Origin of the sequence: Lentzea roselyniae (assembly GCF_039537795.1) — a bacterium.
In the GTDB taxonomy this organism is placed as follows: Bacteria; Actinomycetota; Actinomycetes; order Mycobacteriales; family Pseudonocardiaceae; genus Lentzea; species Lentzea atacamensis.
In genome coordinates, this window is record NZ_BAABBE010000020.1 from 130,346 (window position 1) to 153,643 (window position 23,298).

The following is a 23,298-nucleotide window of genomic DNA, read 5'->3' on the forward strand; positions in this document are numbered from 1 at the left end:
GCAACCGGCCCGGATCTGCACCCGGACGAGCCTGACATCGGTGTGTACGTGACCGGCGGGTGAACTTCGGGCGGGTGCGGCGGCCGTTGCCCGTGACCAAGGCCTTGGACGACGTGCTGGTCGCCTGCGAGATGAACGGTGCCGAGCTGCCGGTGGACCACGGTTATCCGGCGCGGCTGGTGGTGCCGGGGTGGGTCGGGATCGCGAGCATCAGGTGGCTGGGGTCGGTGGAGGTGTCGGAGACTTCGCTGCATTCGCCGTGGGACACGGAGTTCTACCGGGTGCTCGGACCCTCCTGTCCGGCTGCGGGCACGTTGGTGACCACGCAGGTGGCCAAGAGCGCGTTCGAGCTGCCGTGGGACGCGACGTTGCCTGCCGGGCGGCGGTTGCTGACCGGACGGGCCCGCGCGCCGGGCGGGGTGCGGCGGGTCGGTGTCCACGGACGGGCGGACGTGGCGGCCGGTCACTCCGGTGTCGCGCGGCGCCCTGGACCCGGTGGCAGGCGACGCCGGGGTCCCACGTGCTGCGGGTGCGGGCCGGCGACCAGCCGGACGAGTCGCCGTACAACACGAAGGGCTACCTCTTCGGCGCGGTCGTGAAGCATCCGGTGACGGTGGTCTGAGTCAGGCGCTTTCGCGCACGACGAGGGTGGACGGGAAGCACGTGACGCGGTCGGTGCCACCGCGGTCGAGCACGGCTCGTGCCGCCGCCGCGGCGATGTCCTCCACCGGGTGCGTGGACGTGGTGAGCGCCGGACGGCTGAGAGAGGCGAACGCGATGTCGTCGAACCCGGCGACCGCCACGTCCCCCGGCACATCGACGCCGAGCGCGTGCAGTCCGTCGAGGACACCCAGCGCGGTGAGGTCGCTGAGCGCGAACACCGCGTCGGTGTCCGGCCAGTGCGCCATGATCTCGGCGGCGGCCGCGGCACCGCGAGCGGCCGTGAAGTCACCGGGAACGACCCTGGTCTCGCCGCCGATGTCCCGCATCACCCTGGTGTAGGCCTCGACGGCACGATCGCCGCACGGCAGCCATGACGGCCCGGTGACCATCGCGATCCGGCGCCGGCCGGTGCTCACCAGGTGGCGCACGACTCCGTCGGTGCCGGTGCGGTTGTCCACGTCGAACGACGGCACGTGACGCGTGCCCACCCCGATCGCGGCGACCCGGCCGCGCAGGTCCCGCGGCACCGTCTCCAGCGCCGGTCGCGTCGGGTTGACCACCAGCAACCCGCCGAGCCCGCGCCTGCCGGCCAGCGCGGCGAGTGTGACCGGCTCGTTCAGGGGTAGCCAGTGCAGGGAGACGCCGACCTCGCGCTCGGCGGCGATGTGCGCGGCCGTGGTCAGGACGCGCCCCACGTAGGGGTCGTCGAGCACGGCGGCGGTGTGGCCGATGACGGCGATGGCGAGACGGGTACCGCTGCGGGAGGCCAGTGCGCGGGCGGCGGCGTCCGGCACGTAACCCAGCCGGGTCACGGCGGCGGTGACCCGGTCGCGTGCCTTCGCGGACGCCGGGCCCTGACCGGTGACCACACGTGAGGCCGTCGCTCGTGACACGCCTGCGGCCCGTGCCACGTCATCCAGTGTCGCGCTGCGTTCTCCCGTCATCTCCACAGTATTGCGGTGGAAGCGCTTCCATGTGTGGGGTATGTATTCCGTATCGAGAAAGGGGGGCCTGGATGACGGTCACGTCGCCACGCCGCGAGGTCCGGGCCGCCGCAGCGGGGGTGGCGGTCACGTTCGGACTGAACGGCGTCGCCGTGGCGACCTGGTTCGCCCGCGTACCCGCCGCCCGCGACGCGCTCGGCCTGTCCGCGGGCGCGCTGGGCTTGCTGCTGTTGTCGATTTCCGCGGGCGCCTTCCTGGCGATGCTCACCGCGGGCGAGGTCACCCACCGGCTCGGAGCCCGGCGCACGGTGTGCGTGTCGGCGGTGGTGGTCTCGGCAGGTCTCGGGGTGGCGGGTGCCGGCATCGGAGCCTTCCCGTCGGTCGCGCTGACGGCGATCGGCATCTTCGTGCTGGGCTACGGCTCCGGCACCTGTGACGTGGCGATGAACGTCGAGGCAGCGGAGGTGGAGCGCGCTCTCGGTAAAACTGTGATGCCGCGCTTCCACGCCATGTGGAGCCTCGGCACCGTGGCCGCCGCGGGCCTCACCTCCCTGGTGGCGTGGGCGGTCCTGCCGGTGACCACGCACCTGGTGCTCGTGGCGGTGGTGGTCGCGGTCGGCTCGTTGCTGGCGGCGCGGACGTACCGGTTCGGCGGCGACGCGGAGCACGGTCGCGGCAGCGGGGTCATGGCGGCGTGGCGGGAACCTCGCACGCTGCTGGTCGGCATGCTGGTGCTGGTGCTCGCGTTCACCGAGGGCACCGCGAACGACTGGGTGGCGCTGGCGTTCATCGACGGCCACTCGTTCGACCCGGCGATGGGCGCGGCGGTGTTCGGCGTGTTCGTCACGACCATGACGTTCGGCCGGATCTTCGGCACGATCGCGCTGGACCGGTGGGGGCGGGTGCCGGTGCTCGTCATCACGATGCTGCTGGCCGCTGCCGGTGTGGGGCTGGCGGTGTTCGGCGGGTCGCCGGTGGTGGCGGTCGCTGGTGTCGCCGTGTGGGGGCTTGGTACCGCGCTCGGGTTCCCGGTCGGGATGAGTGCCGCTGCGGACGATCCTGCTCGCGCGGCTGCTCGGGTGAGTGTTGTCGCGGTGATCGGTTACACGGCGTTTCTCGCCGGGCCACCGGTGGTCGGGTTTCTCGGTGACGAGGTCGGGGTGTTGAGGGCTTTGCTCGTGGTTCCGTTGCTGTTGCTGCCGGCGCTGGCGTTGGTGCCTGCTTTGCGGCCGCCTGAGTCTCGTTAGGTGCGATGTGCGCGCACCACACACACGGCGTCGGCCGGGTTCCCCCAGTTTCAATCCTAGAACTCGGGACCGACAGTTCGGCGAGGCGCGGGCAGGGGTGTGAAGATCGAGCGGTGACTGTCTCCGCGTGGGCACCCCTGCGCCGCAGTGCCTTCCGGGCGCTGTGGCTCGCCCAGTTCGCCTCCAACATCGGCACCTGGGCGCAGACCGTCGGCGCTCAGTGGCTCATGGGTGACCTCGGCGGCTCGGCCCTGCAGGTCGCGCTCGTCCAGACGGCCACCACGCTGCCGGTGTTCCTGCTGGTCGTGCCGTCCGGCGCGCTCGGCGACATCCTCGACCGCCGCCACGTCCTCATGTCCGGCCAGGCACTGATGCTGGCGGGCGCGGCGGGGCTGATGCTGCTCGCGGGCACCGACAGGGCGACGCCGTCGACCCTGCTCGGGCTGCTCGCGTTGATGGCGATCGGTCAGGCGCTGTCGATGCCGTCCTTCCAGGCCATCCAGCCGGAACTGGTGGGGCGCGAGGAGATCCCGCAGGCCGCGCTGCTCAACGGCGTCAACATGAACGTCGGCCGCGCCATCGGGCCGGCGCTCGGCGGGCTGCTCATCGCGCTGGCGGGGCCGGAGGCGGCGTTCGCGTTCAACACCGTGTCGTTCCTCGGCGTGCTGATCGTGCTGGGGCGGTGGCGGAGGCCGTCGGACAACCGTCCACTCGGGACGGAGCACATCGCCACCGCGATGAGGACCGGGGCGCGGTACGTGGCGAGCTCGCCGTTGTTCCGGCGGGTGCTGACGAGGCTTTCGCTGTTCATCGTGTTCGGCAGCGGGTTGTGGGCGCTGCTGCCGGCCATCGCGCGCGGGCCGCTCCGGCTCGACGCCAGCGGGTACGGCGTGTTGCTCGGCAGTGTGGGCGCCGGGGCGATCGGTGGCGCGTTCGTGGTGCCGAAGTTGTTGCAGCGCATGAGCAAGAACCGGATGGTGCTGTTCGCGACGTGGCTCTACGCGGCGGCCACCAGTACCGCGGTGCTGACGGAGAACTTCGTGCTGGTGATCGTGGCGATGTTGCTGACGGGTGCGTGCTGGATCGCGACGCTCTCGACGTTCAACGCCACCGCGCAGGTGTTGCTGCCGTCGTGGACGAGGGCTCGGGCGCTCGCCTACTACCAGCTGATCCTCATGGGCGGGCAGGCGCTGGGCGCGGTGGTGTGGGGTGTCATCGCGGACGCGTACGACCTCAGAGTCGCCATGATCGTGCCCGCGGTGGCGATGGCGGTGGCGGTGCTCGTGGCGACGAAGTGGTTGCCGCTGCTGGACCGCCCGCTCGACGTCAGCCCGGCGACGTACTGGGAGGCTCCACCCGAGATCGACGACACGGACGCCGGACCGGTGCTGGTCACCGTGGAGTGGCCGGTGGCGAGGGAGAACGAGGACGAGTTCGTCGCCGCCATGCAACGGGTCGGGCGGGCGCGCAGGCGCACCGGCGCCACGATGTGGGGGTTGTTCCGCGACACGGAGAAGCCCGAGACGTTCCTGGAGACGTTCACGGTGGCGACGTGGCAGGAGCATCTGCGGCAGCACCTCGAGCGCGGCACGGTCGTGGACCGGCAGAACCAGGAAGCCGCACGTGCGCTGGCCAAGGACGACCCGCACGTGCGGCACCTGATCTTCGCCGAGCCGAAGAAGCCCGGCTAGGCGTTGTACGCCTCGACGGTCACGCGAGGTTGTTCCGACGTGAGATCGCGCTTGTGCCACGACAGCGTCACCGAGCGGGTCTCGCCGGGCAGCAGCCACAGGTAGTTGTCGCTGTAGAAGGTCGGCAGCACCCGCCCGCCGGAACGCCTGTCGCGCAGCCCGAGACGGGTCATCGCCGCGACGACCGTGCCCGTGTTGCGCACCTTCACGGTCAACCGCCGCCGGTCACCGTCACGACGCGTGCTGCCGACGTCGACGGAAAGCCTGGTGCGACCGGAGGAGTTCAGGGCCTGCAGGTCCGACGGCGTCCGGTAGCGCCAGTAGGTGTTCTCGGACAGCAGGCGGTCACCGTCCAGCAGCCGCAGCCGCACGAGGTGCAGCGGCGACGCGTGCGGGGTCACCTCGAAGAGCTGAGCCCGCCCGGACGCGCCGACCTCCACGTCCGCCTTCTGCGCGCTCAACACTGCGCCGGACAACGAGTGGACGGTCGCCTCGACGCGGCCGCGCAGGACACCGGTGGTGTGGTTGAGGACCGAGACCCGCCAGGTGTCCAAAGAGGCCTGGACGTGCAACGGTTCGCACGCCTTCTTCGCACCGAAGTACGTGCCGTTGACGTCCATGTCGTAGTCGTAGGTCTGCCACACCGTGGAATGCCAGGCCGGGTGCGACATCCACAGCAGCAGAGCCGAGGCGTCGTCCCACAGGTTGGCGTTCCAGGCCTCGAACATCGCGCGCATGTTCTCGTAGTTCACGAACTGCGCCTTGCGGCAGAACTCGTCCAGGCCGGTGGAAGCGCCGAGGCGGGCGTCGATCGCGGCCTGGTAGAGCTGCGGGCGCTGGTTGCCGTTCGTGCACCAGTCGTGGGCGTACCAGACGTCGCCGATCGGCCAGGCGACCTCGGAGCCGACGAGGTTGCGCATCGTCTCGGCGACCGGGACCGTCGGCATGCCGATCTCGGTGTGGAAGCCGAAGTTGAACGTGTCGTAGGTGTTGGGGTCGAAGTACTTCTGAGGTTCGACCCAGTAGTACGGGCCGTGGCCGGAGACGCTGCCGTCGGCGGAGTGGCTCTGGTAGTGGACGTCGCCGTGCTGCTCGGCGACGATCTTGCGCAGGCCCGCGTCGGTGTTCGGGGGCGGGGAGGCCTCGTTGGCGCCGCACCACACCACGATGCTCGGGCGGTGGCGGTACCTCATCACCGTGTCGCGGGCAGTGTCGAGGTAACCCGGGATGTCGTCGGGGAAATAGCCGACCACCCAGAAGTCGTTCCACACCAGGATGCCGTGCCGGTCGCAGGCTGCGTAGAACTCGTCGCGGTTGCTGGCGCCGATCCAGTTGCGGATCATCGTGAAGTTCATGTCGCGGTGAAGCGCGATGACGTTGTCCATGCGCTCGGCCGGCATGCGGCGCAGGAGCTCGTCGAAGCCCCAGTTGCCGCCGCGGCAGAAGATCGGCACGCCGTTCACCCGGATCTTCAACGGCTTCGGGGCGTTGCTGACCTGCTCGACCTCGCGCCAGGTCTGGCCGTCGTCGGAGACCTGCACCTGGTAGAGCGACGCGTAGGCGCGTTCCCACGAGATCACGACCTTGCTGAACGACACCTTGGTGCCGAGGTCGACCTGGACCCACTCGTCGTCGCGGTATTCCGACGACCAGCGGGTTCCGGGGTCGCCGTCGACGACGTTCGGCGCCTTGTTCCACTCGTTGTCGAATGAGGACGCGGTGGCCACCTTGCCGCGCGCGAGGTCCGTCTCACCGTCCATGATGGACAGCGACCACATCGACACGCCCCAGCCGGTGGCCCTGCGCAACGCCGTGACCCGCACGTGCTGTGCGGTCTGCGGACCGAGGTCGACGGTCTGGGTGACGGCGTTCTGACCGGGCGGGAACTCGATCGGCAGCTCGTGCTCGTAGGAGAACTCGCGGATGCCGAAGTGCGTGGTGCGCTTGTCGCTCTCAGCACCGTTCGCGGTCACGGTCAGGACCGTCTCGTGCAGGTACGGGTCGCCGTAACCGTTCGGCCACCACAGCTTCGGGTCGGCCATGGTGTGCGTGCCGAGAGCGACTTCCGACGTCCCGGGCGGCAGCGTGACGGCCTTCGCGAGCTTCACGCCGGAGAACGCCGCCTGCACCGTCACCGGCAGGGGAGACGTGCCGGTGTTGCGCACGGGCACGCTGATCGCGATGTCGGCGGATTTGTGGTCGGACGACAACGTTGTCACGATGTGCGGATCGCCGATGACCGCGTCACCGGTGGCGCGCAGCCGGATGTGGTCCCAGATCCCGGTGCCGCGGTCGCGCACGGCGGGCATCCAGTCCCAGCCCGAGATGCACAGGTAGGTGGGGGAGTCGAGGTAGAGCTTGCCCGAGTTCGGGAACGCGCCGCCGTCGCTGCCCTTGTCCGTCGGGCTGCCGGGGTGCGCCATCGGGTTGAGCCGCAGCGCGAGCACCTGCTCGCCGGAGGCGTTCAACGCCGGCGTGATGTCGAACGCGCCGCGGACGAACGGGTTGGTGACGTCGCCGATCCTGGTGCCGTTGAGCCAGATCTCGGCGTGCTGCATCACGCCGTCGAACTCCAGCCACACCCTGCGGCCGGCGAAGCTCCTGGGCAGCGGGAACGCGCGGCGGTACCACCAGGAGTGCCGCGACAGGGCCTCCGGGATCTTCATGTTGTGCATGGCGGCCACCGGGTCCGGGAAGTGGCCCTGGTCGACCAGCGACGTCAGCACCGTGCCGGGCACCGTCGCGTCGAGCCACCTCGACGTGTCCACACCGGACCTGGCCAGCGCTGCGCCGTCGGCGGTGCCCGCGAAGTCGTCCATCGTGAGGTGCCAGCCGGAGTTCAGCTCCACCGTGTGGTCCGGGCCCGGCTCCAGCGCGGGCACGGTGCCCTTGCTGCGCCAGCCGGTCCAGCCCCGCACCGCCGGCCGTTGCTCGCGGGTCGTGCCGTAGACCTGGAAACCGTTGAGTCCCAACGGGTTGTCGTTCGACCGGCGGGTGGCGACCAGTCGGACGTAGCGCGCGTCGACCGGCTTCCCCAGCTGGATCCGGGTTTCCGCGCCCTGTCCGTCGTCGGTGCGGTGGACCTCGCGCCACGTCCGGTTGTCGGTGCTGACGTCGAGGCGGAACGACAGCGCGGCCGCGGACAGGATCTCCGCGCCGGTCGTGTCGGTGCGCGGCTGGTAGCTGGGTGACGGGACGAACGTCGGATCGCCCAGCTTCGCCTCGAAGACCAGCACGAACGAAGAGACCTGGCAGACCGCCTGCAGGTCGACGACCACCCACTGCGGGTCACCGCCGGCCGCGCGCCAGCCGGAGCCGCGCACGCCGACCTGCTGCAGACCGTCGGTCACGAAAGGCGGGGGAGTGGCGGCGTAGGCGGTGGAGGAGGCGGAAACAGGCCGGTTGAGGGCGAGATCGGTCACCTGCGGGGCCGCCTTCTCCTCGCTCGCGAGTGCTTTGGGGGACAACGCGACGCTGGCCAGCAGACCGGCGTTCGCGGCGAGGAAGACACGACGAGAAAGCTCGTGCGACCTCAACTCTCCATGCGATCGGGCGCCCACGGACAGCTTTGGTGGCTGATCCTTTCGGGGTCAAGAGGACAAGCGAGACAAGATGACAAGGTTGTCCAACGCCTGTCCCATAGTGGCGCCCTATGAGCGGAAGGAATGTTCGGGGCTCCGCGAGCGGTGTGACGCTCCTCAGCACCTCACATCCCCTGCGGAGGACACCGATGCGATTAGCCGTACTCGTCCTGACACTTCTGGCCGGACTCCTGGTCCCTGCGGCAGCGCAGGCGGCACCCGTCCAGGGCGCGCCGAACAGCCCCCTGCTGCCGCCCGAGGTCGCCAGGAACCTCCACCACGCGGCACCCGAGTCGACGATCTACGCGGCCGTCACCGACTACCCGGCCGAGCTGCGCGCGTTGACCCACGTGCTGGACAACTACACCAAGGCCGACGACGCCACCGTGCACGCGGGCATGATCATGCTCTACTACGGCCACAGCCACGCGGACTTCGTGGCCGCGGTGAAGGCCGAGCCGGAGATCCTGCGGGCGCTGCGCCGGTTCGTGGTGCGGCATCTCGGTTTCTTCGGCACCGACCGCGCCTACCTGGTCCACAACGCGACCCGCGAGCTCGGCCGGTTCCTGCAGCACCGCGACATCGCCCCGCGCGTGCGGCCGCTGCTCGCCGGCCTGGCCAGGCGCGGCGACGTCGTCGGCCGCCTCGCGCCGATGTGGGTCGGCGTGGCCGAGATGGCCGACTGGTACGACAAGGCGAACTGCCGCACGTACCGCACCTGCGACTTCCGCGAGCGCATCAACCGCAGGGTGCTCGGCGTCCGGCACACCTGCAGCGCCACCCTGCGCATCCGGGCCCAGCAGCTGACCTCGGACGAGCTCAGCCGGACGTGCACGAGCCTGGCAGGCCAGGACGCGGTCTTCCACCAGATCGCGCGGGATCCCGGCCCGGTCGCCGACGACCTCAACACGACGCTCGAGGTCGTCGTGTTCGACTCCAGCACCGACTACCGCACGTACGCCGGGGTGCTGTTCGGCATCGACACCAACAACGGCGGCATGTACCTCGAAGGCGATCCGGCGAAGGCGGGCAACCAGCCGAGGTTCATCGCGTACGAGGCCGAGTGGCTGCGCCCCGACTTCCAGATCTGGAACCTCAACCACGAGTACACCCACTACCTCGACGGCCGGTTCGACATGTACGGCGACTTCGAGGAGAACATGAAGACCCCCACGGTGTGGTGGGTCGAGGGCTTCGCGGAGTACGTCTCGTACCACTACCGGGGCGTGGTCTACGACAGGGCGATCGCTGAGGCGAAACTGCGCACCTACGCGTTGAGCGCGCTCTTCGACACGACCTACGACCACGACGCGAAGCGGGTCTACCAATGGGGTTACCTCGCGGTCCGGTACCTGATCGAGAAGCATCCGGAGGACGTGGCGGCTGTGCTGGCGAAGTACCGCGTGGGTGACTGGGCCGGTGCGCGGGACCACGTGTCGCGGGTGATCGGCACGCAGTACGACACCGATTGGCAGGGGTGGCTCGGCACCCTGTCGTGACGACGGCGGGGCGGCTCAGTCCGCTGCGGCGAGCGCCGCCCCGCGCTCCTCCCACCACGACCGGAACACCGGACTCGCGAGCGCCTGCTCCGAGTAGGCACCCAGCACCTCGGCGAACACGCGGCTGGCCTGACGGAAGGTCAGCCGCTCCCGCCGCCAGCAGAACACCAGCCGCATCCGCATCGGCGCCCCCGCCAGCGGCCGCACCGCCACCCCCGGCCCGCCCTGCGAGGTCGGCTCGACCAGCTGCACCGCCTTGCCCGCCGCGATCAGCTGCCGCCCGGCCCCGCTCGGCACCTCGAACCGGATGCGCGGCACGAACCCCGCCGCCCGGCACGCCGCGCGCAGCGTCGTCAGCGACCCGTCCTCGGCGCCGGGCGGCCCCACCCACGCCTCGCCGGCCAGGTCCGCCAGCTCCACCTCTGGTGCCGAGGCCAGCGGATGAGCAGCGGGAAGAGCGATGTGCACCGGCACCCACGGCACCACGATCCGCTGCGCCACCCCGCGCGGCAGCCCCAGGTCACCCTCCTCGTCGACCGCGATCACCGCCGCGTCGAGGTGACCGTTCGCCAACGCCAGCGCGAGTCCGGTCGACGACGGGTCGACCACCAGCGTGACGTCGTCCAGCGCGTCCTCGAGCCGCGTGTACAACGCCGCCACGCACTCCATGTGCACCGACCCGAACCGGATAGGCCCGTCCCGCCCGGCCATGTCCGAGCCGAACGCCTCCAGCTCCACCAGCAACAACCTGGCCCGCTGCAGCATCTGCGCGCCCAGTGCGGTGGGAACGGCTCCTGACCGGCCGCGTTCGAACAGCCTCCCGCCGACGAGACGCTCGACCCGCTGCAGCAGGGTGGTGAGCGACGGCTGGGAGATCCCGAGCTGCGTCGCCGCGCGCGAGAGGCTGCCCGCGTCGCCGATGGCGCAGATCGCGCGCAGGTGCCGGATCTCCAGTTCCATAGCCTGAGGCTATCCCCGATCTGGATTGGCGGGCTCCCTCCGTTGGGAGGGAGGCTGGCGGGGAAGGACGTTCCCCGAAAGGACCGGAATTGGCTCGGACACGCCGCGACATGGCGAAACTGGTGGACGCGGACGGCTTCCGCACGTACATCCGCGACGGCTGGGGTGAGTGGGACAGCCACATCGACCTGCCGAAGGGCACCGCCGAGGCCGCCGCGGCGCACCGCGCCAAGCTCGTCGCCGCTCTGCCGGGCAAGCGGATCGCCCTGGCAGCGGGCCGCGCGCACGTCCGGTCCAACGACACGTTCCACGAGTTCCGCGCGGACAGTGACTTCGTGTGGCTGACCGGCTGCCAGGTCGAGGGCGCGGTGCTCGTTCTGTCCGCGGAGGACGCCACGCTGTTCGTGCCGGTGCCGTCGGAGGCCCACAGCGTCGACTTCTTCGGCGACGCCGACCGCAGCCCGTTCTGGATCGGCGCCGCCGCCGGGCCGAAGGAGTGGGGCGAGGCGCTCGGCATCACGGCCCGCCCGCTGGAGGATCTCGCGCACGCGCTGCGCGGCCGTCACCCGGAGACGCTGACCGCCAAGGGCGTCGACCCGCTGCTCGACGCGCTGACCGGTTCCCACAGCGACGAGCTGCGCACCACGCTCGCCGAGCTGCGCCGCATCAAGGACGACTGGGAGATCGACCAGCTGCGCCAGGCCGTCGACGCCAGCGTCAAGGGCTTCGCGGACGTCGCCATGGAGCTCGGCCAGGCCGTGCGCGGCGGGGGAGAGCGCTGGTTGCAGGGCACGTTCGACCGCCGCGCCCGCACCGAGGGCAACGGTCCCGGCTACACCTCGATCGTCGCCGCCGGCCCGCACGCCCCGGTGCTGCACTGGACGCGCTGCGACGGCCGCGTGAACGAGACCGACCTGCTGCTGCTCGACGCCGGCGTCGAGATGAACTCCCTCTACACCGCGGACGTCACGCGCACGTTCCCGGTCAGCGGCGAGTTCAGCGAGCCCCAGCGTCAGGTGTACGACCTCGTGCACGCCTCGCACGTCGCGGCGCTCGCGGAAGTCAGGCCCGGCAACGACTACAGCGCCTTCCACCACACCGCGATGCGCGTGCTGGCCGAGGGCCTGCACGACTGGGGCCTGCTGCCGGTCAGCGTCGACAAGGCGCTCGACCCGAGCGGCCAGCACCACCGGCGCTACATCGTCTGCGGCACCGGGCACTTCCTCGGCCTGGACGTGCACGACTGCGCCGACGCGCGCCAGGAGACCTACCAGCAGGGCATCCTGGAGCGCGGCATGGCGCTGACCGTCGAGCCCGGCCTCTACTTCCACCCTAACGACGAGACGCTGCCGCCCGAGCTGCGTGGCATCGGCGTGCGCATCGAAGACGACCTCGTCGTCACCTCGACGGGCGCGGACGTCCTGTCGGACGCGTTGCCCATCGAGGCGGACGACGTGGCCGCCTGGGTGCGGAAGCAGCGTTCCTAGTCCTGTAAGGCGATCAGCGCTGGAGCGTCAGCAAGGCCGGCCGCCAGGGCAGGGAGTTGTACGGGAGGCCGTCCGAGCTGGGGCTGCGCCCCTGGTAGAGCAACTGCAGGTTGCACGGGTCGATGGTCTTGGTCTGGTCGGGGTTGGTGCGCACGAGATCGCCGTGACTGATGTCGTTGCTCCAGGTCGCGCCGCTGTTGGCCTTGCCGGCGAACGGGTTGCTCTCGGTGGCGGCCTGCGGCGTCCAGGAACCGCCGAGGCTGGTGGCGGTGAACGAGCGGAAGTAGCGCCCGTTCACCCCCATCGCCTCGACGAGCATCAGGTACTGGTTCTGGTCCTTGACCTTGTAGACCTCGACGCCCTCGAACAGGTTCTCCCTCGTATCGGTCATGATCGTCGTGTACGACGTGCCGAAGCTGCCTGGGAAGTTCCCGATGGGCATGATGGACCGGTAGATGTTGCCGTTGTCACCGGCGAAGAACATGTACACGTTCTGGCCGTCGGCGATCAACGTCTGGTCGAGGGCGCCCCCGCCGGGGATGTTGCCGCGGAAGAGCTCCTGCGGCGCCGACCACCCGTTGGCGTTGGTGGGGTCGCTGGTGGTGCGGTAGCTGAAGGTCGTCGGCCCCCACTGGTAGGCGAGCACCCAGATGTTCTTCGGGGCGAAGTAGAACAACGTGGGCGCGACGGTGCCGATGTTCATCGTGTTCTGCGGGGCAGAGGCCATGTCCGACCAGCTGGTGAACGGCCCGAAGTTCATCGACCCGTAGTTCTGCCCCGCCGAGTCGACCGTCGACCCGTAGACCAGGTGCTTGCCGTTGTGGACGACGGTGGAGAAGTCCTTGAGCGAGACCCAGCCCGCCTTCGGGTTCGCCAGCGGGCCCGTCGACGACCAGCGGTAACTCGACGGGAGCTGGCACGACCCTCCCGTGTCGCCCGCGCGGACGAGCTGCCACTGCTGGTTGGACCCGTTCCAGTCGCCGTACTGCACGACCGCCGCTCCGTCCGCGGTCGACAGACCGGTTACCTCAACGGCCTTACCGCTGTTGCGGTTGATCAGCCTGACGTGGCCGCCGTCGGAGTCCGCGAGCCGGAACTGCTGGTTGGTGCCGTTGAGATCCGTCCACTGCTGGATCTTCCCGCCGTCCGCGGTCGACCAGTTGTCCACGTCGAGGACCTTGCCCGAGTTCCTCGACTTCAAGCGGTAGTAGCCGTTCCCGGAGTCCACGAACTGCCACTGCTGGTTGGCCCTGTCGTGACGGGACCACTGATGGATGCCCGCCCCGTCGGCGGTGGAAGCACCCGCGACGTCCATCGCCTTGCCACTGTTGCGGTTGACCAACACATACCACGCGTTGGTGTCGACGGTCGCCGCCGACGCCGCACCGGTGTCGTGCGCGACCGCCGCGGCAACCGCGAAGACGGTGGCGAACACGGTGCTCAGCGCGCGCCGGAAGCGGGCCGCACGGCGCGGCCGGTTCGGTGAAACTTGGCCCATCGAATCCACGGTGATTCTCCGCTCTACTGCTTCGACGCAGTGTTAGCGCTAACATTCGCCCGTGGAGTTGAAGCTGCCAGATTCTTTCCGAACGTTCAAGAGGTAAACCGCTGGCCGCACGGGCGTGCGACCTGCGGCGTTGTCGAACGGCATTCGACATGGGAATCGTCGAACAACGGTCGTTTCGACTTGTTTTCGAAACTTCAGAATGGCTGGCGCGCTCGCGTGCGGAAATTGCGACCCGTGCCCACCTGACGTGAGGAAGGCTCCATTTTGCTCGGGTCGCCGTTCTAAGTGGACGGACTGGAGCGGGCCCACGCGAACGTGAGCTCGATGGCCCGCTTCCAGTTCGCGTACTCGTCCTCGCGGTGCCGGGCGTCCATCACAGGGTTCCACCGCGCGGCCAGATGCCAGTTGCGGCGCAGGCCCTCGAGATCCGGCCAGTATCCGGCGGCGAGGCCCGCGGCGTAGGCGGCACCCAGTGACACGGTCTCCGCGACCAGCGGCCGCATCACCGGGATGTCCAGCACGTCCGCGATGAACTGCATCAGCAGGTGGTCGGCGGTCATCCCGCCGTCCACCTTCAGAACCGGCGTCGGCGCCCCGAGATCGGCGTTCATCGCGTCGACGACCTCACGCGTCTGCCACCCGGTCGCCTCCAGCACGGCCCGTGCCAGGTGCCCCTTGTTGATGTACGAGGTCAGCCCGACGACGAGCCCGCGTGCCTGCGCGAGCCAGTGCGGCGCGAAGAGCCCCGAGAACGCCGGCACGATGTAGCAGCCGCCGTTGTCCTTCACCGTGCGCGCCAAGGTCTCGATCTCCGGCGCGCTGTGGATCAGCCCGAGGTTGTCGCGGAACCACTGCACCAGCGACCCCGCGACGGCGATCGAGCCTTCCAGTGCGTACGCGGGCTCGCCGCCGATCTGGTAGCCGATCGTCGTCAGCAGCCCGTGCTTGGACCGCACCAGCTCGGTGCCGGTGTTCATCAACAGGAAGCCGCCGGTGCCGTAGGTGCCCTTGATCGACCCCTTCTCGAAGCACGTCTGCCCGAACAGCGCCGCGTGCTGGTCGCCCAGCGCCGCCGTGATCGAGATGCCCGGTACGACGCGCGTGGTCGTGCCGCGGATCTCGGTCGACGGCCTGATCTCTGGCAGCATCGCCGCGGGCACGCCGAAGAAATCCAGCAGCATCGGATCCCATTGCCGCGAACCGAGGTTCATCAGCATGGTCCGCGACGCGTTGGTCACGTCCGTGACGTGCAGGCCGCCGTTCACGCCGCCGGTGAGGTTCCAGATCAGCCAGGTGTCCATGGTGCCGAACAGGACGTCGCCGCGTTCCGCCTTCGCCCGCAGCCCTGCCACGTTGTCCAGCATCCAGCGCAACGACGGCGCCGAGAAGTAGGTCGCGAGCGGCAGGCCGCAGCGCTCGCGGACCTCCTCGATGCCCGGCTGTTTCCCCAGCTGGGCAACGAGTTCCTCGGTGCGGATGTCCTCCCACACGATCGCCCGGCCGATGGGGACGCCGGTGTGGCGGTCCCACAGCACGAACGTCTCGCGCTGGTTCGTGATGCCCAGCGCGACGACCTGGTCGGCCGTGATTCCCGCCTGCCGCAACGCCTGCGGCATGATCCGGTCGACGTTGCGCCAGATCTCGACGGCGTCCTGCTCGACCCAGCCCGGCCGCGGGTGGTACTGGCGGTGTTCGCGCTGGGCGACCGCGACCAGCCGGGCGTTCTGGTCGAACACGATGCAGCGCGTCGACGTCGTCCCCTGGTCGATCGCCATCACAAACCGTTGCACGGCTCGCCTTTCAGTTCTCGTCGACCAGAGACGTGGTGACCGCTTCCGCGGCCTGGGACACCTGGCGCACCAGCGTCGCGCGCGGCCGTCCAGCGGAGTCGCACAGCCGGTCGACGGGGCCGGAGATGCCGATCGCGCCGACCACGAGGCCGCCGGGGATCCGGATCGGCGCGGCGATGCTGGCCTCGCCCGGCATGTACTCCTCGGCCTCGCCCGCCCAGCCCTGCGCGCGCACCTCGGTCAGCACCCGTTCCAGCGCCTGGGCGCGCGTGATCGTCCTGCGCGTCAACGACGTCAGCTCGCGCCGGCGTGCGGTCGCCGACAGGTCGGGGTCGTAGGCGAGGAGCACCTTGCCCAGCGCGGTCGCGTGCAACGGCAGCATCGCGCCGATGCCGAGGGTCTGCACCGAGTCGTCCGGCCGGAACACGTGATGCACGACGAGCACGGCACCGTCGTGGTGCATGCCGATCCTGACCTCCTGGCCCGAGCGTGCGGCCAGCGTGTCCGCCCAGTTGATCGACCGCGAGCGCAGCTCGTTCGCGTCGAGGTAGGAGGTGCCGAGGTGCAGCAGCGCAGCACCGAGCCGGTAGCGGCCGGTGGCCTGGTCCTGCTCGACGAACTCGACCCGTTGCAGCGTGCGGAGAATCCCGTGCGCGGTGCCGCGCGCGAGGCCGAGCGAGTCGGCGATCTCCGTGAGACCGTGATGGCCGGAGCCACGCGCGAGCAGCCGCAGCACGGCTGCGGCGCGTTCGATCGACTGGATTGGTCCCGGCACGGCGAGAAACGTAATTGAGACGACCCGTGTCGGCAATGTCGAACCGCTACCGCGACCATCGCCCCAGGAAAACGGCCTGAAACGCCTTGTCTGAGCGCAGCGTGACCGAGTGGTCACAGCTTTGCACCCGGTAGGTGTCGACATTGTCGAAACGTCCCCGTTGAGCAGGCGTGACGTGGGTCATTACGTTCCGCCTCAATCACCACCGGGTGATCAGCCGTTCAAGGACGAATGGGAGGCCAGCGTGGGTCTCGGGTCAGTGTTCCTCAGCGAGGTGCTCGGTACGGGCATCCTGCTGTTGCTGGGTGCGGGCGTGGTGGCCAACGTGCTGCTCGCCAAGTCGAAGGGGTTCGACGGCGGGTGGCTGTTGATCAACTTCGGCTGGGGCCTCGCGGTCTTCGCCGGCGTGTACGTCGCCTACAAGTCGGGCGCGCACCTCAACCCGGCCGTGACCGTCGGCATTCTGACCAGCGGTGCGGCGGAGTACGCCCCTGGTGTTCCGGTCAGCGCGGGCTCGACGATCGTGTACTTCGCGGGTGAGATGCTCGGCGCGTTCCTCGGCGCCGTCCTTGCGTGGCTCGCGTACAAGCCGCACTTCGACGAGACGCCCGACGAGGGTCTCAAGCTCGCCGTCTTCTCCACCGGCCCGGCGATCCGCAGCTACACCTGGAACCTGGTGTGCGAGATCATCGGCACGTTCGTCCTGGTCTTCGTGATCCTCGCGTTCGGCAAGACCCCGACCCAGATCGGCCCGCTGGCCGCGGCGCTGCTGGTCGTCGGTATCGGTGCCTCGCTCGGTGGTCCCACCGGCTACGCGATCAACCCGGCCCGCGACCTCGGCCCGCGCATCGCGCACGCCCTGCTGCCGCTGTCGTACAAGGGCACCGACGGTGAGGCCATCGGCAAGAAGGACTCCGACTGGGGTTACGCCTGGGTGCCGGTCGTCGGACCGATCGTCGGCGGTGCCATCGCCGGTGTCGTCGCCTCGCTCGTGTTCTGACCATCCTGAAAGGACTTTTCGATGACGCAGTACGTTCTCGCCGTCGACCAGGGCACGACCAGCACCAGGGCGATCATCTTCGACCACAGCGGCTCCATCGTCGCCGTGGGCCAGAAGGAGCACGAGCAGATCTTCCCGCGGGCCGGCTGGGTCGAGCACAACCCGCTCGAGATCTCCGAGAACACGCGGTTCGTGATCGGCCAGGCGCTCGCCGCCGCCGACCTCAACACCGGTGACCTCGCCGCCGTCGGCATCACCAACCAGCGCGAGACCGCGGTGGTGTGGGACAAGAACACCGGCGAGCCCGTCTACAACGCGATCGTCTGGCAGGACACCCGCACGCAGGCGATCGTCGAGGAGCTCGGCGCGCTCGGCGGCGGTGCCGAGCGGTACCGCGCCAAGGTCGGCCTGCCGCTCGCGACCTACTTCTCCGGCCCGAAGATCCGCTGGATCCTCGACAACGTCGAGGGCGCCCGTGAGCGGGCGGAAGCAGGCGACCTGCTGTTCGGCAACACCGACACGTGGACGCTGTGGAACCTCACCGGCGGCCCCAACGGCGGTGTGCACGCGACCGACGTGACCAACGCGTCGCGGACCATGCTGATGGACCTCGACACCCTGCAGTGGGACGCGGAGATCGCCGCCGAGATGGGCGTGCCGCTGTCGATGCTGCCGGAGATCCGTTCCTCGTCGGAGGTCTACGGCACCGGCTCCGGCGGCGTGCTCAAGGGCGTGCCGATCGCGGGCATCCTCGGCGACCAGCAGGCCGCGACGTTCGGCCAGGCCTGCTACGAGCCCGGCACCGCGAAGAACACCTACGGCACCGGCAACTTCATGCTGCTGAACACCGGCACCGAGAAGGTCGCGTCGAAGAACGGCCTGCTGACGACGGTCTGCTACAAGATCGGCGACGAGGCTCCCGTCTACGCGCTGGAAGGGTCGATCGCGGTCACCGGCTCGCTGGTGCAGTGGCTGCGCGACAACCTCGGCATCATCGGCTCCGCCCCGGAGATCGAGACGCTGGCGCGGTCGGTGGAGGACAACGGTGGCGCGTACTTCGTGCCCGCGTTCTCCGGCCTCTTCGCCCCGTACTGGCGGGCGGACGCGCGTGGCGCGGTCGTCGGCCTGACCCGGTTCGTCAACAAGGGCCACCTGGCGCGTGCCGTGCTGGAGGCGACGGCGTTCCAGACCCGCGAGGTTCTGGACGCGATGAACGCCGACTCCGGTGTGCCGCTGACCGAGCTGAAGGTCGACGGCGGCATGGTCGCGAACGAGCTGCTGATGCAGTTCCAGGCCGACGTTCTCGACGTGCCGGTGGTGCGTCCGGTCGTCGCGGAGACGACCGCTCTGGGCGCCGCGTACGCCGCCGGTCTCGCTGTCGGCTACTGGTCGTCGCTGGACGAGCTGCGCGCGAACTGGGCTGAGGACAAGCGCTGGACGCCCGAGCTCGCCGCCGACGAGCGCGAGCGCGAGTACCGCAACTGGAAGAAGGCCGTCACCAAGTCGTTCGACTGGGTCGACGCGGATGTTCGATAAGACAGGCGTTCGCTGACTCTCTTCTAAGGAGCCGAAGTTGTTCGCAAGGCTGGATCCGGCTCGGCGTGCTGACTCGGTGCGGTCGTTGGGCTCGACGGAGTTCGACGTGCTCGTGGTCGGAGGTGGTGTGGTCGGTGCGGGCGCCGCTCTGGACGCGGCGTCGCGCGGGCTCTCCGTCGCGCTGGTCGAGGCACACGACTGGGCGGCGGGCACGTCGAGCCGGTCCAGCAAGCTCGTCCACGGCGGGCTGCGGTACCTGGAGCAGCTGGAGTTCAAGCTGGTCCGGGAAGCTCTGAAGGAACGCGGCCTGCTGCTGCGCCGGCTCGCACCGCACCTGGTGCGGCCGGTGCCGTTCCTCTTCCCGCTGGAAAAGCAGTGGGAACGCGCTTATGTCGGCGCAGGTGTGCTGCTTTACGACACGATGGGTGGCGCCGGGGCGGTACCGATGCACCGGCATCTGTCTCGCGGCCGGATGGCTCAGGTCGGGCCGTCGCTCGATGTTTCGAAGTTCGCCGGGGCGATCCGGTACTACGACGCGCAGATGGACGACGCCCGGCTGGTCCTGACCCTGGTGCGCACGGCCGCCCAGCACGGCGCCACGGTCCTGTCGCGGGCTCGGGTCACGTCGCTGCTGAGGTCCGGCGGCCGCGTGTCGGGCGCGCGTGTTTCGGTGGACGGGTCTCTGATCGACGTCCGGGCGCGGCGGGTGATCAGTGCGACCGGTGTGTGGACCGACTCGCTGAACGCGATGAGCCCCGGCAGGCCGCCGTTCCACGTGCGGATGTCCAAAGGCGTGCACGTCCTGGTGGACCGCTCGAAGATCCAGCTGGACGGCGGGCTGATCACGCGGACCGAGAAGTCGGTGTTGTTCGTGATCCCGTGGGGGCGTCACTGGATCATCGGCACCACGGACACGCCGTACTCCGGCGATCCCGCCGCCGTCACCGCGACGTCCGAGGACGTCTCCTACATCCTCGACCACGTCAACGCGGTGCTGCGCTCGCCGCTCTCGGTCGACGACGTCGTTGGTACTTATGCGGGTCTGCGGCCGCTGCTGGACGGCGCGTCCGGCGACACGGCCAAGCTGTCGCGCGAACACGCTGTGGCACAACCGGAGCCGGGCTTCTTCGTGATCGCCGGTGGCAAGTACACGACCTACCGCGTGATGGCGGCGGACGTCGTGAACTCCGCGGTGTCCGGTCTCGGCCGCGCCGTCGCACCGTCGCTGACCGCCCGGCTGCCGTTGTGCGGCGCGGTCGGCTACCACGAGCTGTGGGCGGACCGGGCTCGAGTCGCCGCCGAGTCCGGCCTGCCCACGTCCACTGTGGAGCGTCTGCTGCGACGCCACGGCTCCGCGGTGTCCGACGTGCTCGCCCTGATCACCCAGGACCCGTCGCTCTCGGCCGACGTGGCCGGGTACCTGGCGGCGGAGATCGTGTACGCGGTGACGCACGAGGGTGCGCTCGACCTCGAGGACGTGCTGGCGCGGCGCACCCGGATCGCGGTCGAGCACCTCGACCAGGGCGCGTCGGTGGCCGATCAGGTGGCTGATCTGATCGCCGGTCCGCTGGGGTGGTCCGGTGCCGAGCGCGACGCGGCGGTGCTGGCCTACCGCGAGTACGCGGAGATGGCGGCGAGATGAGATGGACGGCGCGGAGCTGATCGAGCGGTTGCGGCGCGAAGGTGGGTTCCGGCTGTTACCGCTGCTGGGCAACACCGGGCAGGTCGCGGGAGTGCACCTGACCCGGTTCCTGCCCGGCGGGCATCTCGACGTGATCCAGGCCTGGGACGAGAGGTGGGCGGTCTGGGCCCGGTTGCCCGACACACCGGACCTGGGCTCGCCGTTCGCCGGGCCGGTCGGCGGGGCGTTCCGCAGCGGGCCGCTCGCCAGGGTGGTGGCACCGCTGCTGCCGATCCAGTCCGGGATCGTCAGTGGTGCCGAGTAGGTTGAGCTGCGAGGGGACCCCTGCGCCGGCCTGGCGATTCAACCCCGGCTTACCGCCTCTTAAGCGGCCCGCGCGAGTGTGCGAGCCATGATGAGAGCACTCGCGCTGGCCCTGCTGGCCGTCGTGGCGACCGCCCCGGCCGCCCACGCCGCCAGTCCCGTCAGCCTCACCGACGGCTTCTACGTCGACCCGGACTCCAACCCCGCCGTGTGGGTGCGCAACAACCCGAGTGACGGCCGGAACGCCGCGATCAAGAACAACATCTCCTCCAAGCCGATCGCCCGCTGGTTCGGCAGCTGGAGCGGTGACATCAAGACGGCGGTCGGCGGTTACGTGAACAAGACCGGCACCAAGCTGCCGGTGCTGGTGGCGTACAACATCCCCGGCCGCGACGCCTGCGGTGGCCACTCGGGCGGCGGTGCCGGCACCCCCGAGGCCTACCGCGCCTGGATCTCCGCGTTCGCGTCGGCCATCGGCTCCCGTCCCGCGGTCGTGGTGATCGAGCCGGACTCCCTGGCGGACTTCAACTGCATGACCGACGCCAAGATCGCCGAGCGCACCGCGATGATCAAGTACGCCACCGAGCAGTTCAAGGCCAAGGCGCCCAACACCTGGGCCTACCTCGACGCGGGCAACGCGCAGTGGGTGCCCGCCGGCACCATGGCCACTCGGCTCAACAACGCCGGAGTGCGCAACGTGCGCGGCTTCTCGATCAACGTGTCGAACTACCACACCACCGCGGCGTCGACGACGTACGGCAACGCGGTCAACACCGCGCTCGGCATCACCAAGCCGTACGTGATCGACACCAGCCGCAACGGCAACGGCCACAACGGCGAGTGGTGCAACCCCGGCGGACGCAAGCTCGGCCCGCCCGCCCGCACCGGCGGTGGCGCGGAGATGCTGTTGTGGGTCAAGGTGCCCGGTGACTCGGACGGCAAGTGCGGCAAGGCGCCGAACGTCGAGGCCGGCAAGTTCGATCCGCAGCTCGCGTACGACCTGGTCTACGGGTACTGACGGACGAGGCCGCCCACGACCGTGGGCGGCCTCCGAGCTCTCAGGCCTGAGCCGGGGCGGGAACGCGTGACCCCAGCGCCGGGCGGCCGAGTTCTGCCGTGGGACGCCGGAACGTCTCGCGTCCCGTGGCGATCGCGGCCGCACTCAGCACGCACACCGCCGCCGTGAAGATCGCGACACCGACCCAGTCGTCGCGGCCGGAGCCGATCGTCGACACCACGCTCGGCGCGAGACCCGCGATCGCGAAGCCGACCTGCGTGCCGATCGCCATGCCGGACAGCCTGACCTCGGTGCTGAACATCTCGTCGTACAGCGACGGCCGGATGCCGTTGATCGCGGAGTAGGCCACCCCGAACAGCTGCCAGCCGATCGCATCAGCGCACTGCGGGAGCACTCCGTGCTCTACGACCGCGACGAGCACGGCGAGTTCCTGCACTTCTACACCGAACTGGCGGGTGCGAGGGTGTTCTTCGAGGTGGTCGAGCGGATCGGTGACTACCGCGGCTTCGGCGTGGCCAACGCGGCCGTCCGGATGGCGGCCCACCACGAGGCGAGGCAGTGCGCGGGCAGAGCTTGATCACGGCGCTATCGTGAGAGCCGGGCCGCCGCCTGACGAAGGGACATTCGTGATGAGGCGGCCCTGGTTCCCCGCTCTCCTCGCGGCCGTGCTGGCCCTGTGCGCCCTGACCGCACTCGGCTCCGCACCCGCCGCGGCGCAGCAGTCACCGCGATCGGCGATCTTCGGCGGTGGCCCGTTCTACTCGGACGGGCAAGCCGTGATGAACACCCTGCGCGCCTCCGGGTTCACGACCGTGATCCTCTGGAGCATCCACGTCCACCCCAGCGGCGACCTGTACTACAACGACGTCCTGATCGTGCGGGACGGCCGGTACGTCGGCGATGCCGGCTGGCCCGCGCGGTTGCGGACGCTCAAGCAGGCACCGACGAGCGTCAACCGGATCGAGGTGTCGGTCGGTGCCTGGGCGGTGCCGGACTGGGAGAACATCGCCAAGCTGATCAGCTCCCAGGGCACCGGGCCGTCGAGCATCCTGCACCGCAACTTCCAGGCGCTGAAGACCGCCACCGGTGCGGACGCGATCAACAACGACGACGAGTCGTACTACCAGGTCGGCCCGACGGCGGCGTTCGCGCGGATGGCCGCGGGGCTCGGGTACTCGAAGTTCACGTTCGCGCCGTACACGAACCAGTCGTTCTGGGCGAGCCTGAAGAACAACCTCGGCACGATGGTCGACCGCGTGTACCTGCAGGGCTATGCGGGCGGCGCCGGCAACAACCCGGCCACCTGGAACCGGGCGCTCGGCATGACGGTGGATCCCGGACTCTGGAGCAAGCACGGTTCCGGGTGCTCGGCCGGTGACTCGCCCGCGACCGTGGAGAGCAAGATGCGGTCGTGGCGCGGTTCGGCCGGGATCACCGGTGGCTTCATGTGGCTCTACGACGACATGAAGAAGTGCTCCGCGCAGGGGACCGCGGCGGCCTACGCGCGCGCGATCCGCAACGGCGTCAGCTAGATGGTTGATTCCGTGAAGTTGGTGTCAGTGATCGAACGCGGTCAGTGAGCGTTTGCTGGTCACGCCCGCCTCCCAGTTGTGCCAGATGCCGGCGGCCATGGCCAGCAGGCGCTGAGCGACACG

Annotated in this window: 18 protein-coding genes and 2 pseudogenes; 12 read left to right on the forward strand and 8 right to left on the reverse strand. The window is 69.7% G+C overall.

Going from position 1 to position 23,298, the window contains the following annotated elements:
• Positions 1-59 precede the first annotated feature (59 nt).
• Positions 60-599, forward strand: coding sequence for a molybdopterin-dependent oxidoreductase (locus ABFX45_RS31050; RefSeq protein WP_346133766.1), 540 nt, complete (start codon positions 60-62; stop codon positions 597-599).
• Positions 600-623: 24 nt separating this feature from the next.
• On the opposite strand, the gene ABFX45_RS31055 is transcribed toward ABFX45_RS31050, so the two are convergent.
• Positions 624-1,574: a LacI family DNA-binding transcriptional regulator gene (locus ABFX45_RS31055; RefSeq protein WP_211337424.1), complete on the reverse strand. Its 951-nt coding sequence runs from the start codon at positions 1,572-1,574 to the stop codon at positions 624-626.
• A gap of 104 nt (positions 1,575-1,678) precedes the next feature.
• Between ABFX45_RS31055 and ABFX45_RS31060 the strand changes: the two genes are divergently transcribed.
• On the forward strand, positions 1,679-2,854 hold the full coding sequence (locus ABFX45_RS31060) for an MFS transporter (RefSeq protein WP_109638093.1): 1,176 nt from the start codon (positions 1,679-1,681) through the stop codon (positions 2,852-2,854).
• 113 nt (positions 2,855-2,967) lie between these two features.
• On the forward strand, positions 2,968-4,545 hold the full coding sequence (locus ABFX45_RS31065) for an MFS transporter (RefSeq protein ID WP_233439669.1): 1,578 nt from the start codon (positions 2,968-2,970) through the stop codon (positions 4,543-4,545).
• Here ABFX45_RS31065 and ABFX45_RS31070 read toward each other — a convergent pair.
• The gene (locus tag ABFX45_RS31070; RefSeq protein ID WP_346133769.1) at positions 4,542-8,081 is read right to left on the reverse strand and encodes a discoidin domain-containing protein; all 3,540 of its coding nucleotides are present in this window, start codon (positions 8,079-8,081) and stop codon (positions 4,542-4,544) included. The two genes, ABFX45_RS31065 and ABFX45_RS31070, sit on opposite strands and share 4 nt — an antisense overlap.
• A gap of 194 nt (positions 8,082-8,275) precedes the next feature.
• Here ABFX45_RS31070 and ABFX45_RS31075 point away from each other — a divergent pair, with 194 nt between their 5' ends.
• The gene (locus tag ABFX45_RS31075) at positions 8,276-9,625 is read left to right on the forward strand and encodes a collagenase (protein ID WP_346133771.1); all 1,350 of its coding nucleotides are present in this window, start codon (positions 8,276-8,278) and stop codon (positions 9,623-9,625) included.
• 15 nt (positions 9,626-9,640) lie between these two features.
• Here ABFX45_RS31075 and ABFX45_RS31080 read toward each other — a convergent pair whose 3' ends face one another.
• Entirely contained in the window at positions 9,641-10,585 is a 945-nt protein-coding gene (locus tag ABFX45_RS31080; RefSeq protein ID WP_346133773.1) for a LysR family transcriptional regulator, read from the reverse strand.
• A 110-nt stretch (positions 10,586-10,695) separates the two neighbouring features.
• Here ABFX45_RS31080 and ABFX45_RS31085 point away from each other — a divergent pair, with 110 nt between their 5' ends.
• Entirely contained in the window at positions 10,696-12,072 is a 1,377-nt protein-coding gene (locus tag ABFX45_RS31085) for an aminopeptidase P family protein (RefSeq protein ID WP_109638098.1), read from the forward strand.
• A 13-nt stretch (positions 12,073-12,085) separates the two neighbouring features.
• Here ABFX45_RS31085 and ABFX45_RS31090 read toward each other — a convergent pair whose 3' ends face one another.
• From ABFX45_RS31090 to ABFX45_RS31100, 3 genes are all read right to left on the reverse strand, one after another.
• The gene (locus ABFX45_RS31090; protein ID WP_346133775.1) at positions 12,086-13,570 is read right to left on the reverse strand and encodes a non-reducing end alpha-L-arabinofuranosidase family hydrolase; all 1,485 of its coding nucleotides are present in this window, start codon (positions 13,568-13,570) and stop codon (positions 12,086-12,088) included.
• Positions 13,571-13,860: 290 nt separating this feature from the next.
• Entirely contained in the window at positions 13,861-15,354 is a 1,494-nt protein-coding gene (gene glpK / locus ABFX45_RS31095) for a glycerol kinase GlpK (protein WP_346133777.1), read from the reverse strand.
• Positions 15,355-15,379: 25 nt separating this feature from the next.
• A complete protein-coding gene (locus tag ABFX45_RS31100) occupies positions 15,380-16,144 on the reverse strand; it encodes an IclR family transcriptional regulator (protein ID WP_346133779.1) in 765 nt (254 codons plus the stop codon).
• Between the two features lie 244 nt (positions 16,145-16,388).
• On the opposite strand from ABFX45_RS31100, the gene ABFX45_RS31105 reads away from it, so the two are divergent.
• The 5 genes from ABFX45_RS31105 (at position 16,389) to ABFX45_RS31125 (ending at position 21,643) form a co-directional block, all read left to right on the forward strand.
• Positions 16,389-17,144 carry an MIP/aquaporin family protein gene (locus ABFX45_RS31105; protein ID WP_109638102.1) on the forward strand — a complete coding sequence of 252 codons (756 nt, stop codon included), beginning with the start codon at positions 16,389-16,391 and terminating at the stop codon, positions 17,142-17,144.
• 21 nt (positions 17,145-17,165) lie between these two features.
• On the forward strand, positions 17,166-18,680 hold the full coding sequence (gene glpK / locus ABFX45_RS31110; RefSeq protein WP_109638103.1) for a glycerol kinase GlpK: 1,515 nt from the start codon (positions 17,166-17,168) through the stop codon (positions 18,678-18,680).
• A gap of 37 nt (positions 18,681-18,717) precedes the next feature.
• Entirely contained in the window at positions 18,718-20,322 is a 1,605-nt protein-coding gene (locus ABFX45_RS31115; RefSeq protein WP_346133782.1) for a glycerol-3-phosphate dehydrogenase/oxidase, read from the forward strand.
• Between the two features lies 1 nt (position 20,323).
• Positions 20,324-20,626, forward strand: a complete 303-nt coding sequence (locus ABFX45_RS31120) for a hypothetical protein (RefSeq protein ID WP_109638104.1) — start codon at positions 20,324-20,326, stop codon at positions 20,624-20,626.
• Positions 20,627-20,713: 87 nt separating this feature from the next.
• Positions 20,714-21,643 carry a glycoside hydrolase family 6 protein gene (locus ABFX45_RS31125; RefSeq protein WP_109638105.1) on the forward strand — a complete coding sequence of 310 codons (930 nt, stop codon included), beginning with the start codon at positions 20,714-20,716 and terminating at the stop codon, positions 21,641-21,643.
• Positions 21,644-21,683: 40 nt separating this feature from the next.
• Here ABFX45_RS31125 and ABFX45_RS31130 read toward each other — a convergent pair whose 3' ends face one another.
• Positions 21,684-22,037 (reverse strand): hypothetical protein, encoded by a 354-nt coding sequence (locus ABFX45_RS31130; protein WP_346133784.1) that lies wholly within the window; start codon positions 22,035-22,037, stop codon positions 21,684-21,686.
• Between ABFX45_RS31130 and ABFX45_RS31135 the strand changes: the two are divergent.
• Positions 22,002-22,220 (forward strand): annotated as a pseudogene (locus ABFX45_RS31135) (sugar phosphate isomerase/epimerase and 4-hydroxyphenylpyruvate domain-containing protein); the annotation flags it as partial. The gene ABFX45_RS31130 and the pseudogene ABFX45_RS31135 overlap by 36 nt on opposite strands.
• A 52-nt stretch (positions 22,221-22,272) precedes the next feature.
• The gene (locus ABFX45_RS31140; protein WP_109638106.1) at positions 22,273-23,175 is read left to right on the forward strand and encodes a lysyl endopeptidase; all 903 of its coding nucleotides are present in this window, start codon (positions 22,273-22,275) and stop codon (positions 23,173-23,175) included.
• 24 nt (positions 23,176-23,199) lie between these two features.
• Here ABFX45_RS31140 and ABFX45_RS31145 read toward each other — a convergent pair.
• Positions 23,200-23,298 (reverse strand): annotated as a pseudogene (locus ABFX45_RS31145) (IS982 family transposase); the annotation flags it as partial.